Genomic DNA, 15,027 nt, shown 5'->3' on the forward strand with positions numbered 1-15,027 from the left:
TGATCTAATTTTATTTTTTATTGATTAATTGAAAAATAGCTTCGTCGTGATAGGTGCCGTTTACTAAGATCCAATCTTTTTTTATACCTATATTTTCGAATCCAAATTTAGTAAAAAGTGCGATACTTGCTTTATTATGTGTGCCAATATTTGCATATAATTGATGCAAATTTAATTGATTAAACCCATAAGCAATTAACAACTCTAAGGCCTCTGTACCAATGTTTTGATTTCTATTTGCTTCTTTATGAATAACGATACCAATTCCTGCTCGATTATTTTTAGGATCAAAATCAAACAAATCTATTAATCCTACTGCTGGATAATCTTGATCTTGGCAAATTGCTAAGCGCAATTGTTTGGCTTCGTAAATATCTTGATGTGCATTCTCCAGATACTGTTTGATTAAAAAACGACTGTAAGGAGTTTGGGTATTGCTCACTTCCCAAATACTCATATCATTTTCTATAGCATAAATAAACTCCAAATCATTAGGTTCTAATGCGCGAATATAAATAGTATCTCCTTTTAATGTTTTCATCTTTGATTCAAAAATATAAGATTCTGATTTAAATACTAAAAGCTCTAAATTACTATAGTTCCTTTAAAAACAAACTCCGCCGGACCTTTCAAGAAAATATTAGTATATAAATGATCTCTTTTTTCAAAATTTACTTGCAGCTTCCCTCCTTCTACGTTCAAATTTAAGTTGGTTTCGTTTGTTTGCCCAGTAGCGTTCATAGCTATAGCAACAGCCGTTGCTCCTGTTCCGCAAGCCAAGGTTTCATCTTCTACTCCACGTTCATATGTTCGCAAAGAGAAGGTAGTATCGTCAATCTTCTTTACAAAATTAATGTTACTTCCTTTTTCACCATACAATTCGCTATATCGCAATCGAGCCCCATTTTCTTTTACCTTATAGGTTTCTAAATCATCAACTAGCTCAACATGGTGTGGAGAACCAGTGTTTAAAAATGTATGCGTATCAAAAGCAGTAATCGTTTCTACATCGATCATTTGCAAAGCAACTAGATTATCATCACCTACAGACGCATGGTGCAAGCCATCGGTTGCAATAAAAATAGTTTTACTGGCAATAATACCCAACTTTTTGGCAAAAGCTACCAAACAACGACCGCCATTACCACACATCGAACTTTCATTTCCATCGGCGTTATAGTACACCATTTTAAAATCGGTATTCGCATCCTTTTCCAGTAAAATTAAGCCGTCTGCGCCAATACCGAAACGTCTGTCACACAAACGTTCAATAACTTTTACATTGTCTTTTGGAAAAAAATCGGCACGGTTATCGATCATTACAAAATCATTTCCGGTTCCTTGGTATTTATAAAAATCTATCTGCATTTTTTTTATCGAGTTGAACTCACAAAAGTACAAACTATTAATGATATGTTAATCATAGTTAAAGTGCGTTAAAGCATAATTATGAAATAAAATTTTGCTTTAATTTTACTATGAAATAACTTAAACATGAACAAACTATGAAACGATTTTCTACCTTATTCTTAGTGTCGCTTTTAAGTGGAACTATGACGCTCGGTGCTTACAAGTTATTATTTGAAAACAGTGATTCTTTCTTTAGCGATAAAAAGTCTGGAGTAACGGTCGCATCCGATTCTTTTACAAAAACAGTTGGTCTGGCAGCCGAAGCGGTTGATTTTACAGAAGCAGCCAACGAAACGATTCATACTGTAGTCCACGTAAAAAATGTTACGAGAAGAACAGTGTCTAACCCTATGTTGGAATATTTTTACGGGTACGGCGGGCAGCAGCAACAGGAACAAGTAGGAACTGGTTCTGGTGTTATAATTTCTGAAGATGGTTATATTGTCACTAACAATCATGTGATTAAAGATGCCTCTGAAATTGAAATTACGTTGAACAATAACAAATCATACAAAGCAAAATTAATTGGTACGGATTCTAAAATGGATATCGCACTTTTAAAAATTGATGCAAAAGACAAGTTGCCTTACACCACGTTTGCTAATTCTGATAATGTAAAAGTAGGCGAATGGGTTTTGGCTGTTGGAAATCCGTACAATTTAACTTCGACTGTTACAGCTGGAATTGTTTCTGCAAAGGCCAGAAGTATCGGCGGTAACGGAATTCAATCTTTTATTCAAACTGATGCTGCTGTAAATCCTGGAAATAGTGGCGGTGCTTTGGTAAATACCAGAGGAGAATTAATTGGAATTAACACTATGATCTCGTCTCCAACCGGAAGTTATACTGGCTATTCGTTTGCAGTACCTTCCAATAATGCTAGAAAAATTATTGAGGACATTATGGAATACGGTAATGTACAACGCGGAATTCTAGGTGTTCAAGGTGGGGAATTGAACTCGAATGCTTCAAAAGAATTGGGAATCAATCAAACGGAAGGGTTTTATATCAATTCGGTATCTGCTAAATCTGGAGCGGAAAGAGCAGGCTTGAAAAAAGGAGATATTATTATCAAACTGGACGAACAGAAAGTGAATACTTTTGCAGATTTGTCGGGTTACATTAATACAAAGCGTCCAGATGATGTGGTTCAAGTAACTTATTTGCGTGATGGAAAAACTAAATTGTCGGCGGTAACTTTGAGTAAAAATGAATTTTATTCGGCAGAATTTAAAGGAATTCAATTAGAAAATATTACCGATTCTGATAAAAAGAAGTTTCGTTTAAATTACGGCGTGAAAATTAAGTCAATTACAAACGATAATTTGGCACAATATGCAGAGGAATTGATCGGAAACATCATTCTGAGCGTAGACAACGCTAAAGCCACGGATGTAGAAACGGTTTCTAAACTTTTAAATAATAAGGATGAAAATCAAAGTATTCGTATTGAAATGATAAATAAAAATGGAGAAGTACTGCGAATTATTATCTAAATCTATTTTAACATTAAATTTTTAGCTGCTCTGTATTTCACTAGGCAGCTTTTTTTTGTTAAAAAAAATGATAAAATAGCTTACGAAATCGATTGAAATCGTATTTTTGCCGCAAATTTAAAAAACACAACTACTTATTTTTTTTTCAATTTTTACAACTATGGGCAAAATACCTTTGTATCAAAAAGAAGTTTCATTGCAAGTCGACAGACGAAAAGCAGGAGTTGAACTTATTAAAATCATTAGCGATTTATGGTACGACAAATCAATCGAAATGGTGCTATTCAAAAATCAGTTACTAGACAAAAATGTAAGTGATATTATAAATTTACATCAATATGCTGGTGAATTTGTAGGCAAGCCAATTACTGTTTTTAATTCGGTCGAAATTGCAAAAGTTATTCTTTCTTTAGACTTACCTCCTTCCAAACTAGACATTGGAAAACTAGCGTATGAATTTAGTTTAGAAGAAGAGAAATATCCAGATGCCCGTTATTTTGTTTTAGATAAATTAAAACACGCAAAATCATCTGAAGAAATTCAGCCCAAAGATGTGGTTTTGTACGGTTTTGGACGAATTGGTCGATTGTTAGCTCGCGAGTTAATGTCAAAAACAGGAAAAGGAAACCAATTGCGTTTAAGAGCCATTGTAACTCGTGATAAAAACGACGTGGTAACTTTAGAAAAAAGAGCCTCTTTATTGCGCTATGATTCCATTCATGGTGACTTTCCTGGATCTGTAGTTGCAGATGCAAAAAATAATGCTTTAATCATTAACGGAACAACCGTTCATATCATAACCGCCCAAAGTCCCGAAGAAATTGATTATACGACTTACGGAATCAACGATGCATTAATTATTGATAATACAGGTGCCTTTACTACAGAAGAAGCGCTAAAACGTCATTTAGTATCCAAAGGGGCGTCCAAAGTTTTATTAACTGCACCCGGAAAAGGCGTTCCAAATATTGTTCATGGTGTAAATCATAACGAATACAATCCAGATGAAATTGATATTTTCTCTGCAGCTTCGTGCACTACCAATGCTATTACGCCCATTTTAAAAGCAGTTGAAGATACTTTGGGTGTTGTAAAAGGACACTTAGAAACAATTCATGCTTATACCAACGATCAAAATTTGGTCGACAATATGCATAAGAAATACCGCCGTGGTAGAGCTGCTGCTCTCAACATGGTTATTACAGAAACTGGAGCCGGAAGTGCTGTTGCTAAAGCATTACCTTCATTGGAAGGAAAACTAACGTCGAATGCGATTCGTGTTCCTGTACCAAACGGTTCATTGGTAGTGTTAAGTCTTGAAGTTAATAAAACCACGTCCGTTGCAGGTCTTAATAAAATAATGAAAAAATACGCTTTGGAAGGCGAATTGGTGGAACAAATTAAATATTCGCTAAACAACGAATTGGTTTCTTCGGATATTGTAGGAACTTCTGCCCCAGCGATTTACGACAGCAATGCTACCATTGTTTCCAAAGATGGTAAAAATATCGTGTTGTATATTTGGTATGATAATGAATTTGGCTACAGCCATCAAGTAGTTCGTTTAGCTAAATATATTGCCAAAGTAAGACGTTTTACCTATTACTAAAAATAAATAACCCAAACCAAACCATTACCATTGAAAAACCCCCAAAAGCATTTGTCTTTTGGGGGTATTTTTATATAAAAAATCATCTTGAATAGATTGTGAAAATTTACAAATACAAGTCAATGCTTTCTAAAAATTCTTGCAACCTATTCAAGTTGAAAATTAAGTTTTGATTTTAATTGATGCGCTCGGCTGTCCAATCTACAGCGGTTAAATAGTCTGCTTTGATAAAGGTTTTAAATTCACCCGAAATTGTTTTATTAAACTCCGAAGCATAACTCATCATTCGTTCTGAGTCTGTAACTAAAGCTCCACGCGACCAATCTACCGTATTTCTCATACGAAGCAATCCTTCGTGCAACCAAGCTCCTAAAGTAAAATCCGTTGGTGCTTTTTCAAAAACCAATAAATAATTGGCGTTTTTATTTGTGTTTATATAGTGTTTTAATTCTTCAATAATAACGTCGAAGTCTGCTTTTAATAAGTCTCCAACAGCTTTAAAGCCAATCATATTTGTAGGTAATTCGTTTATTCTAATAATCATAATAGTAAATTTAGAGGGTCTAACTTCGAGTACAAAAGTAATAGCGAGGTACATGTCTAATTTTATGAATATTTACGAAGTGGTTGTATAATTTCAATGTTTTGGAATAAAAACAAATAGTGGTGATTTCACTTAAGATAAAAAATTAAAACTGAAAAAAGAGGGAATAGAAACAGGAGATGTTACAATATGATTCTATAAATATAGAGACGAGACTCATTTTTAGAAAGTCGAGTCAATACAATCAAACTGTACTAAAGATCTAGAAAGCTGCAATAGATTAAAGAATAAAAATAGCCACAAATTAAATTGATAAGAAAAATTTAATTCGTGGCTAAAAAATCAGAAACTAATATATATTCTACAAATTATTAAAAATTAATTCTAAACCTCCAACAATTAAATGTGCTACAACTGGTCGTCTTAATTTAATCGTTTCCAGGTATTCTTCAATTTCTATGGCAAAAGAAATGTCATTTCTTAAATACGCTAATTCGGCTATCTCTAATGGTAAAAGCCAATCGCTAGCATGGTTTTCTTTTACTTTATTAAAAATACTTTTCAATGAAGATTGCGTATCATTATTTTCGCGTATCGTGCGAACGCTTCCGTATAAGGTTTCTAAATCATTGCGAGTGTCCGATTCTTTAGCTTTTATCGTTTTACTGGAAGGAACGTGAGAAATCATGTCGAAACTTTCAGTGTCCGCAGGTCCAGAAAAAGCCGAAATAACTTTTTTACCGACTGCCATATCGTAGGTTCCCCAAGTGGGTTCAAATAAAAGTGTTTCTCCTTGTGTAACCGAACAGTTTTTAAAACTAATCAAAATTATTTCGCCGTGTAAATTACGAGAACCAGTAATAATTTCACCTTTTACAATAATATTCCCTTCAAATTCTAAGCAAATTGTTTCCCCTTCTACAATTTTGTAAGCTGTCAAATCTTTTGGACTCATATCTTCAATAGCCAAATTAAAGCCTTTAAGTTTACCAATTGGACTACCAAAACCTTCGGCATGTGTTGTTGTCCCGTGACTCACCAGTTCTTTCTCGCGATAAGATAATGCAGTTTTTCCAGTGGTTTGAATATAAACAGGCTTTCCTTCTGCTTCAATAACATTCGTAAAAACGCCAGAAATTTGCAGACCTGTGCTCAATTCAATAGTTCCTAGAGCATTGGAATCAATTAATTTCCTGATTCCAGACAAACCGCCTGTGCGTAAAGCCATTCTATTAGCAAATTCTTCTAAAATGTAGCTTAGATGAGAAAATGTTGGGGTAACATATAATTGCGGTTGCAACTTTGTAATATCAAAATTTTGGCCGGCAGCCGAAATATCGTAGGGAATTTTTTTAACCTTTTCGGTCATGCACTGTGCACTTTCTCCGATAGAAGATAACAATCCAGCTCCATAAATTTTCGGATCTTCTACTGTTCCAATCAAACCATACTCTACGGTCCACCAATGCAGGTTTCGAATTTGAGCCATTTCAGACAATTCGCCCATATTATTCTGAAGTTCTTCAACCGCTTTTTCAGCTTTTTCAATTTCAATTTCGGGTGTTCCTTCTGCTTCTTTTAAGATCGAAAGCAAACGAATCGCTTCGTACATCTCGTAATCTTTATGAGAAGAAATAGCTTTGCAACCAATTTCGCCAAAGCGACGCAAATATTCAGCATATTCAGGATTAGCAATAATTGGAGCATGACCGGCACCTTCGTGAATAATATCGGGAGCTGGTGTATATTCTATATGTTCTAATTGACGAATATCAGAAGCGATAACTAATACTTGATAAGCTTGAAATTCCATGAATGCATTGGGCGGAATAAAGCCATCAACCGCAACGGCAGCCCAGCCAATTTCAGATAGAATTCTATTCATTCCGTACATACTCGGAATGTTATCAATCTCTATTCCGGTTCTTTCTAAACCATCCAAATACGAATGATGCGCCACTTTAGACAAATAATTAACATTTTTGCGCATTACATACCTCCAGACCGCCTGATTAATTGGTGTATAATCACCGTAATCTTGTGGTTTAATAAATTGCGTTAAATGCTTCGGCAAACGCTCTAATAATGGATTGGTTTCAATATTTGGATTCATTTCGAAATCGTTGTAGTTTGTATCGTAAAATTACAACTTCGGCAACCATTTTCTACCATTTAATTTTATTTTCTTCAAAAAGATTTTCTCAAAAATCAAAATTTTATTAGCTTGTTATATCCCTATTATTGGTCGTCAAAAATTTTCATACTGTGCTTTTCCATTAGTTACATTCTCCATTAATGCATCATACAACACATTGCTATTTCGCTCTACGTGTTAAAAATCTTAGTTATAATAAGTAAAATACATACGTTGCTTTTTATGTTGAATTATTAATTTTTTTTGTAATATTGCTAGACTATATTAATTTAATTTACTTTTTAATTACTATATTCTAAAAATTATTGCAAATTTTAATGAAAAATCTTTCTTATTTAATGCAAAAAAAAGAAATACCTAGTGATAATTTATTAGTCAATCAACTTATGGTTGGCAATCATCTGGCATTTCGTACACTTTTTGACACCTATAGAAATGATTTATACCGATTTAGTTTAAGCATGGTTCATTCTAGCACTTATGCAGAAGAAATTGTACAAGATGTTTTTTTAAAAGTTTGGATTAAGCGAGAATCTCTAAACCCAGAAATGTCTTTTAAAGCGTATCTTTTTACGATTACCAAAAACAAAACGCTAAAGTTCTTAAAGAAGGCTGCAAACAATCGAAAATTACGTGAAGAAGTTTTTTACACCAGTCAGAAAATAACGAATGTTACCGAACACTATATACGTGAAGCTGAGTTGGAGATTATAAAACAGAAAGCGCTCGATAAACTATCGCCAAAAAGATTACTAATTTTTGAGATGTCTCGAAATGAAGGTAAAAGTTATGATACTATTGCCGAGGAATTAAGCCTATCGCCTCATACCGTTAGAAATCAAATGAGTAAGGCGTTAGAGTCTCTTCGTTCTTCTCTTTTAGAAAATAAAAACATTAATTTGATTTTGTTAATGGCTCTTAGACATTGGTTATAACTTATAATCAGATTAAAAACTTGTCCTTAAAACTACAAAAAGATAATTATTTACCTCTTCTTACTTAACTAATTTTTAGTGCAAATAACTGGTATTCAGTATCTTGTAAATATTGTTGAGTTTATTAAAAAAATCACAACTCCGAGTAGTACTATTGTACAACTCAGGGGTATTACCCCTATAGATTAGTATACCGATGAACAGATCAGCAGAAAAAAAAGACTTATTCTTAAAATTTATAAAACGTGAATGCTCTACGGAAGAAGTGCAGCAAGTTGTAACTGACATCAAAAAGGCAAAAAAATTATCTGATGTAGCCGATATTGAAGTGATAAACGACATGCTCGACGAGTACCCAGATATGAATGAAACGCAGGCTGATATCATCTTCAGTACTATTGTAGAAGCTGATGCACCATCAAAAAAGAAATTTTATTTCTGGAAATATGCGGCAGCTGCCATACTTACGATTGGTTTAGTTTCTAGTTATTTTTTTAGAAGTAATCTCGTTAGTACTACATCGGAAATAGTACCTGTAGTTGCAACCGCTGTTGTCATTCCTAAAATTGAAATAGGAACAGATAAAGCAATACTTACTTTAGAAAATGGGGATATAATTCCATTAGAAAAAGACGGGGGATATGTTGCAGATAATGCCGTTAGTGATGGTAAAGAATTAGTCTATGAAACACAAAACAACACAAAGTCAGAAATAATCTACAATTACTTAACGATTCCTAGAGGAGGACAATTTAAGTTGCAGTTAGCTGACGGGACTAAAGTATGGCTAAATTCAGAAACACAATTAAAATTTCCAGTGGCATTTATAAAAGGAGAAACGCGTAAGGTAGAGCTTTTATATGGAGAGGCTTATTTTGATGTTTCTCCAAGTTCTGATCATAATGGAAGTAAGTTTAATGTGAAAACGCAAGTACAGGATATAGAAGTTTTGGGAACAGAATTTAACATTAAAGCCTATAAAAACTCTACTGCTATTTATACCACATTAGTAGAAGGAAAGGTGGCGCTAAATAGTATGAATAAAACGCAATATTTAATTCCAAACCAACAAATTATACTAAATACTGAGAACCAAAAGTTGACGATAAAAGACATCGACGTTTATGATGAAATATCATGGAAAAGTGGACTTTTTAGCTTTAAAGGAAAATCTTTAAAGGAGATTATGATCGTATTATCAAGGTGGTATGATATTGAATTTGAGTTTTCTAACAAAAATTTAGAGAATGTAAAGTTCAACGGAGTACTGCTTAAAAAACAAAGTCTAGAAGAAATATTAACAATTATTAAAGAAACTAAATTTATTAACTCCTATGAAGTAACAGCCAAGAAAGTCATTTTAAAGTAAAAAAAGAAGGGAAGAAAGTTTAACCGTGAGAAGTATATTGCTTTCCCCCTCTTTACATTATTAATCAATTAATTATAATCAACCAACACAACAAATTTATGAAATTTAAATGTATTAACTGTCTTTTCTTTATGAGAAAAGGTCCCTTACGATTTATCATGAGAGCGTATTTACTATTATTTTGCACATCCGTTTTTAGTTTTTCTTCGGGCGCGATTTTCTCCCAGAATGCAAAGGTTACTATTAATGAAGATAAAACGGTCACCATTGACGAGGTTTTTGATTTATTAAGAAAGCAAACCGACTTTGCGTTCATTTATCAAGAAAACATATTTGAAAACGCACCTAAGATTAAACTAAAAAAAGGAATAGTTTCCACTAATGAATTATTCAAACAAATTCTGTCGTCCAAAAAATTCGATTTCGAAATTCGAAATAAAAATACCGTTATTATAAAGGAAATCCTTGTTGCTGAAATTCAACAACGTCAAATAAAAGGAAAAGTTACTGATGGTACTGGTGTACCCGTGCCCTTTGCTAATATAGTAGAAAAAGGCACAAGCAACGGAACGCAAACCGATTTTGATGGTAATTTTTCTATTTATGTAGGCAGTAAAAATGCAACATTGGTAGTTTCTTACATTGGTTTTTCTACCAAAGAAATTACAGTTGGCGACCAACAAAACATAGCAGTGGTATTGCAAGAAGATGCTGCTGATCTAAATGAAGTTTTAGTTGTTGGCTATGGTACTGTAAAGAAGAGTGATCTTACTGGATCCGTTTCTTCGTTAAAGCAGGATAAAATTGAGAAATACGCAAGCAGCAATGTTGGTAATGCCATCCAAGGTCAAATGGCTGGGGTTCAAGTAACTTCAAATTCTGGCAAGCCAGGCCAAGGAGTAGATATTAAAATTAGAGGTACTTCTTCTTTAGGTAGTAACGATCCGTTGTACATCATTGATGGAATTCCTAGTAATATCAATAACATTTCTCCAAATGATGTTGAATCTATAGAGGTTTTAAAAGATGGTGCTTCGGCAGCAATATATGGTTCTAGGGCAGCTAATGGAGTGGTTTTAATAACTACAAAGCGTGCAAAAGAAGGTGTATTTAAATTGGATGTAAATGCCTATTATGGTTTGGAATCCGTTGGAAACAACATTTCAGTCATGAACGCAGAGCAACATGTAAGGACGATGAACCAAGCTTACCTAAATGATGGTCTTCAACCCTTTTACAAAAATACTCCTGAATCTTATGGTGCAGGTACCAATTGGTCGAAGGAGTTTTATTCGGTTGCTCCTATGGCGAACCTAAATCTTAATTTCTCTGGTGGATCGAAAAATGCCAAAGTAAATTCTTCTATTGATTATTTCAAGCAAGACGGTATCGCCATGAATACGGGGTTCGAGAGATTATCAGGACGAATAAATTCAGCTTTTACGAAAGGAAAATTCACGTTCAATGAAAATTTAAGTGTGTATACCAGTAAATCCAACAACGAAAGTCAAAATTCTATCAAACGAACATTAGAGACGCCTCCTACAGTTCCCGTTTATGACGACACTAAATTAGGAGGATATGGAGGAACTTATGGGGATATGTTTGACATTTTTAGTCCCGTAGCAGCCCAAAATTTATTTAAAAATAACAGCAATAATGATTTCATAAGAACCAATTTTACGGTTAATTATGAGCCTATAGATAAGCTGAACATTAAACTGAATACTGGTGGAACCTTGAATAATGGATATAACTTTAATCATACACAACGATATGATTTGGGTACTTTGACCAATCCATTAAACAATATCAGCGAAGATCGCAGTAGAGAGCTTTCTTGGATTATTGAAGGTACTGCTGATTATGAGTTAACAATTAAAAAGCACAAATTTAATTTTCTTGCTGGACTTTCCTCTCAAAAAGAATCGTACCGAAATACCTTTGGCTCAGGAAGTGGAATGCCTGATGGCATCTATGTTTTAGGTGCGAGTACCCAAGGTATGTCAGTAGCTGGTTCAGAATGGAATCATACTTTAGCCTCTCAATTTGGACGTATTCATTACAACTTTGATGATCGTTATCTTCTTTCGGCTACCGTTAGGAGAGATGGTTCTTCTCGCTTTGCAGATAAAAACAAATGGGCCGTTTTTCCTTCTCTAGCATTGGCTTGGAGAGTTTCTAATGAGGCGTTCTTTTCTAAAGATGGATTGATCAATGATTTAAAAATAAGAGCAAGTTATGGAGAGTTAGGTAATCAAGAAATTGGAAATTATGCCTTTTCTGCCTTAATTAACTCCTCTCAACATTATCCTTTTGGCACAGACCAAAGCCTGAATTTTGGTGCTACTCAGTTAGACTTAGTTTCTTCGAATTTAAAGTGGGAATCTAATATCAGTAAAGACCTTGGTGTTGATATTAGTATGTTCGATAATACAGTTGCAATTACGGCAGATTATTATGAAAGTAATTCAAATAATCTTTTGTTAAGAGTACCTATTCCATTGTCAAACGGTTCTGGACAATTTCCATATGAAAATATAGGTAAGATTAGAAATACGGGATTTGAATTTGCAGTAAGTTGGAAAAAAGATCTTGGAAAGTTACGAATGAACCTATCTGCTAATTTAACTACTTTAAATAATAAAGTGATTCAATTGGGTACTGGTACGCAAACAATTATGGCTGGAGCGCCTTATCACCTAGCAGAAAACACTACGTTAACCAAACAAGGTGGAGAAGTTGGCGCGTTTTTCTTAATTAAAACGAATGGCATTTTTCAAAATCAGGATGAGATCAATAATTACACTTTTACGGATAAAGCAGGAAATGTAACTTTAATCCAACCTAAAGCCGTTCCCGGAGATGTACGTTTTAAAGATGCCGATAATGATGGTCTAATTACGTCCAACGACAGGGTTTTTGCTGGATCAGCAATGCCTGACTTTACCTATGGTTTTAATATTCAATTGGATTATCGCAAATTTGATTTCTACGGGCTCTTTAATGGTTCTCAAGGCAATAAAATATATAACGGTACGGCTTATTCACTTGAGGGAGTACCAAACTTTACCAATATGGGTACTAAATTATTGGATGCCTGGACACCAGATAATCCTTCCTCAACTCCAAGGGTAACGAGATTGGATCCAAATGGAAACAATAGAAGTTCTAGTGATCGATTTTTGGAAGATGGTTCCTACTTAAGATTAAAGGAATTGCAACTTGGTTATACGTTTTCTACTAACAAAGGTGACGACACGAAAACTGGCATAGACCGCTTCCGTGTTTATATCTCAGCTCAAAATCTGTTTACAATTACGAATTATTCAGGCTACAACCCCGATATTTATTCTGGTTCAGGCTTATTAAATCGTGGTGTGGATACCGGTTTTTATCCGTATTCAAAAACCTATATGTTGGGTGTACAAATTTCTTTATAAATAAAAAAATTACGACAATGAAAGTATTTAAAATAATTAGTATCTTTTTGATATTAACCAGTTTATTTAGTTGTGAAAGCTTCTTGGAGGAAAAAGATCCCAACCAGATTACGAACGCAACTTTTTGGAAAAATTCCGATGAACTAGAACAAGGTTTGACGGCGACTTATAGCGCTTTAAAACAAGCCTTTTTATGGAACAGCCAAGGTTTTAAGAACATGAATTCTAGAGGAGATGATATTGTAGCGCGTATTCAAAATGCACAGATTTACAAACCAGATCTATTTTTGAACGACCCTTCCAATACTTTCGCAAGAGATATGTGGAAAAATGCTTACATATTAATTTACAGAGCAAATCAAGTAATCGACAATTCAGTAGCTATTGAAATGGACGAAAAAAGAAAACAAGAAGTTGTGCTTGAAGCAAAATTTTTAAGAGGTTTGGCCTATTTTGTTTTGGCCCAGAACTTTAAAGAAGCACCATTGGTTCTTTCTTCGGTTCCCGAAACAAGATTTCCGGCAAAAGCAACTGAAGATGAATTATGGGGACAAATTATAAGCGATTTTAAAGAAGCCTCTCTATTGCCAGCCAGTTACGCACCAAATTTAGCTGGACATGCTACAAAATGGTCAGCCCTATCCTACCTTGCCAAATCGTATCTTTATAGAGAACAATGGCAGCTTGCGGCAACTGAATTAAAAGGGATTATCGATAGTGGTCAATTTGCTTTGATGCCCGATGTTTACGACAATTGGAACTCAGAAAAAGAAAACAACCAAGAATCTATCTTTGAGATTCAATATATGTACTCAACGGCTAGCAATCAGGTTAACGATGGAGATATTCATTTTGCGCCAGCGGTAGTAGGAGGTTTTTATGTTCTAACTCCTAGTGAATGGATTTTTAGAGAATTTCAAAAAGAGAAAACGGTTGATGGTGATTTTGATTTGCGCATGTATGCTACTTTTATTTGGAACTATCCAGGTGCTGAAATTTATCAAGAGCCTTTCACGAAAATTTTTGCAAATGCTCCGAATACCGTTACTTGGAAAAAATTTCAGCTTTGGGATAAATCCTTAGCCGAAGCTTCCTTGCATCGCTCAGAAATTAACGAAAGAGTAATGAGATATAGTCATGTACTATTGATGTATGCCGAAACCCAAGCAGAACTTGGAAACCTCCCTTTGTCTATAAAAGCTATAAATGAAATTAGAAATAGAGCCAATCTGTCTAGCTTAGTAGAGGGCAGTATGAACCAAAACGAAATTTTAAAAGAAATCATGCACCAACGTGCCTTAGAGTTTCATTTGGAAGGCGAAAGATGGTACGATATTGTAAGGTGGGGAATCGGAAAAGAAGTATTCACGAATAACTTAAAAAGACCGGACTATATGGAAAAGTTTAACTATTTTCCTATTCCACAAGAAGAATTAGATGCAAACAAAAATTTGACTCAAAACGTCGAATGGAAACAATAGTTAGTACTCGTTAAAAAGTCATAGTAGTAAAAAATTGAATTTGGGTTCGTTTTTCTTGTTTTATAAATAAAGGAAAGAATGACCCTAAATTCAATTTTTTTGTTCCACTCCGAAAGTAAAAACAATCCAAATTAATTGGTCTCAATTGTACTAAGTTCTTGCCTTTCTATAGACAAAAGTAATTTATGAATTTAATTGAAGTTATTGGCATCTCGAAAATACTCAATTTTATAATTGAACATATAAGCCATATTTGCTGCTCGCAATTTAGCTTCTTCAGCAATTTTTCCTTCAAATAAACCATCTATCGTTTCTGTAAAAATTACCATCCAACGGTCAAAATGACTTTGATCTACTGGTAAATGTTTGTGCGGTGGAAAAGGACTACCTGAATACGTATGCTCTTCTAATAAAATAGTTTGCCAAAAACGATACATTTTTTCTAAATGTTCGGGCCAACGATTTTGAATACGCTCATTAAATATAGCACCAATCAATTTGTCGTTTTGAACTTTATCGTAAAAAGTATCCACAATTGTTTTAATATCCTCGAGCGTCTTAATATCTTCTAACATCATTTTCTTT

The 15,027-nt window shown here is 34.1% G+C and carries 11 protein-coding genes; 6 read left to right on the forward strand and 5 right to left on the reverse strand.

The window, feature by feature from the left end; all coding sequences use genetic code 11:
* Positions 1-10: 10 nt before the first annotated feature.
* Positions 11-541, reverse strand: coding sequence for a GNAT family N-acetyltransferase (locus AP058_RS04385; protein WP_066307243.1), 531 nt, complete (start codon positions 539-541; stop codon positions 11-13).
* A gap of 44 nt (positions 542-585) precedes the next feature.
* Positions 586-1,368, reverse strand: a complete 783-nt coding sequence (gene dapF, locus AP058_RS04390; RefSeq protein ID WP_066307247.1) for a diaminopimelate epimerase — start codon at positions 1,366-1,368, stop codon at positions 586-588.
* Between the two features lie 137 nt (positions 1,369-1,505).
* On the opposite strand from dapF, the gene AP058_RS04395 reads away from it, so the two are divergent.
* Complete coding sequence (locus tag AP058_RS04395) at positions 1,506-2,906, forward strand: Do family serine endopeptidase (protein ID WP_066307249.1); 1,401 nt, start codon at positions 1,506-1,508, stop codon at positions 2,904-2,906.
* A gap of 160 nt (positions 2,907-3,066) precedes the next feature.
* The gene (locus AP058_RS04400; protein WP_066307251.1) at positions 3,067-4,515 is read left to right on the forward strand and encodes a glyceraldehyde-3-phosphate dehydrogenase; all 1,449 of its coding nucleotides are present in this window, start codon (positions 3,067-3,069) and stop codon (positions 4,513-4,515) included.
* Positions 4,516-4,690: 175 nt separating this feature from the next.
* Here AP058_RS04400 and AP058_RS04405 read toward each other — a convergent pair whose 3' ends face one another.
* Positions 4,691-5,059, reverse strand: a complete 369-nt coding sequence (locus AP058_RS04405) for an STAS/SEC14 domain-containing protein (protein ID WP_066307252.1) — start codon at positions 5,057-5,059, stop codon at positions 4,691-4,693.
* Positions 5,060-5,420: 361 nt separating this feature from the next.
* On the reverse strand, positions 5,421-7,172 hold the full coding sequence (locus AP058_RS04410) for an aromatic amino acid hydroxylase (protein ID WP_066307256.1): 1,752 nt from the start codon (positions 7,170-7,172) through the stop codon (positions 5,421-5,423).
* A gap of 380 nt (positions 7,173-7,552) precedes the next feature.
* On the opposite strand from AP058_RS04410, the gene AP058_RS04415 reads away from it, so the two are divergent.
* From AP058_RS04415 to AP058_RS04430, 4 genes are all read left to right on the forward strand, one after another.
* Positions 7,553-8,149, forward strand: a complete 597-nt coding sequence (locus tag AP058_RS04415) for an RNA polymerase sigma-70 factor (protein ID WP_082706580.1) — start codon at positions 7,553-7,555, stop codon at positions 8,147-8,149.
* Between the two features lie 196 nt (positions 8,150-8,345).
* Positions 8,346-9,518 carry a FecR family protein gene (locus AP058_RS04420; protein ID WP_066307257.1) on the forward strand — a complete coding sequence of 391 codons (1,173 nt, stop codon included), beginning with the start codon at positions 8,346-8,348 and terminating at the stop codon, positions 9,516-9,518.
* Positions 9,519-9,649: 131 nt separating this feature from the next.
* Positions 9,650-12,961: a TonB-dependent receptor gene (locus AP058_RS04425; RefSeq protein WP_197413381.1), complete on the forward strand. Its 3,312-nt coding sequence runs from the start codon at positions 9,650-9,652 to the stop codon at positions 12,959-12,961.
* Between the two features lie 17 nt (positions 12,962-12,978).
* A complete protein-coding gene (locus AP058_RS04430) occupies positions 12,979-14,442 on the forward strand; it encodes a RagB/SusD family nutrient uptake outer membrane protein (RefSeq protein WP_066307259.1) in 1,464 nt (487 codons plus the stop codon).
* Positions 14,443-14,633: 191 nt separating this feature from the next.
* Here the strand turns inward: AP058_RS04430 and AP058_RS04435 are convergent, their stop codons facing one another.
* Positions 14,634-15,017 carry a group III truncated hemoglobin gene (locus tag AP058_RS04435; protein WP_066307261.1) on the reverse strand — a complete coding sequence of 128 codons (384 nt, stop codon included), beginning with the start codon at positions 15,015-15,017 and terminating at the stop codon, positions 14,634-14,636.
* Positions 15,018-15,027: the final 10 nt, after the last annotated feature.

Origin of the sequence: Flavobacterium sp. TAB 87 (assembly GCF_001529295.1) — a bacterium.
Taxonomy (GTDB): domain Bacteria; phylum Bacteroidota; class Bacteroidia; order Flavobacteriales; family Flavobacteriaceae; genus Flavobacterium.

What these genes read in the sequence shown, in the direction of transcription:
- AP058_RS04385 (WP_066307243.1), bottom strand. Translation starts at nt 541, where the DNA reads ATGAAAACATTAAAAGGAGATACTATTTATATTCGCGCATTAGAACCT.
- dapF (WP_066307247.1), bottom strand. Translation starts at nt 1,368, where the DNA reads ATGCAGATAGATTTTTATAAATACCAAGGAACCGGAAATGATTTTGTA.
- AP058_RS04395 (WP_066307249.1), top strand. Translation starts at nt 1,506, where the DNA reads ATGAAACGATTTTCTACCTTATTCTTAGTGTCGCTTTTAAGTGGAACT.
- AP058_RS04400 (WP_066307251.1), top strand. Translation starts at nt 3,067, where the DNA reads ATGGGCAAAATACCTTTGTATCAAAAAGAAGTTTCATTGCAAGTCGAC.
- AP058_RS04405 (WP_066307252.1), bottom strand. Translation starts at nt 5,059, where the DNA reads ATGATTATTAGAATAAACGAATTACCTACAAATATGATTGGCTTTAAA.
- AP058_RS04410 (WP_066307256.1), bottom strand. Translation starts at nt 7,172, where the DNA reads ATGAATCCAAATATTGAAACCAATCCATTATTAGAGCGTTTGCCGAAG.
- AP058_RS04415 (WP_082706580.1), top strand. Translation starts at nt 7,553, where the DNA reads ATGCAAAAAAAAGAAATACCTAGTGATAATTTATTAGTCAATCAACTT.
- AP058_RS04420 (WP_066307257.1), top strand. Translation starts at nt 8,346, where the DNA reads ATGAACAGATCAGCAGAAAAAAAAGACTTATTCTTAAAATTTATAAAA.
- AP058_RS04425 (WP_197413381.1), top strand. Translation starts at nt 9,650, where the DNA reads ATGAGAAAAGGTCCCTTACGATTTATCATGAGAGCGTATTTACTATTA.
- AP058_RS04430 (WP_066307259.1), top strand. Translation starts at nt 12,979, where the DNA reads ATGAAAGTATTTAAAATAATTAGTATCTTTTTGATATTAACCAGTTTA.
- AP058_RS04435 (WP_066307261.1), bottom strand. Translation starts at nt 15,017, where the DNA reads ATGTTAGAAGATATTAAGACGCTCGAGGATATTAAAACAATTGTGGAT.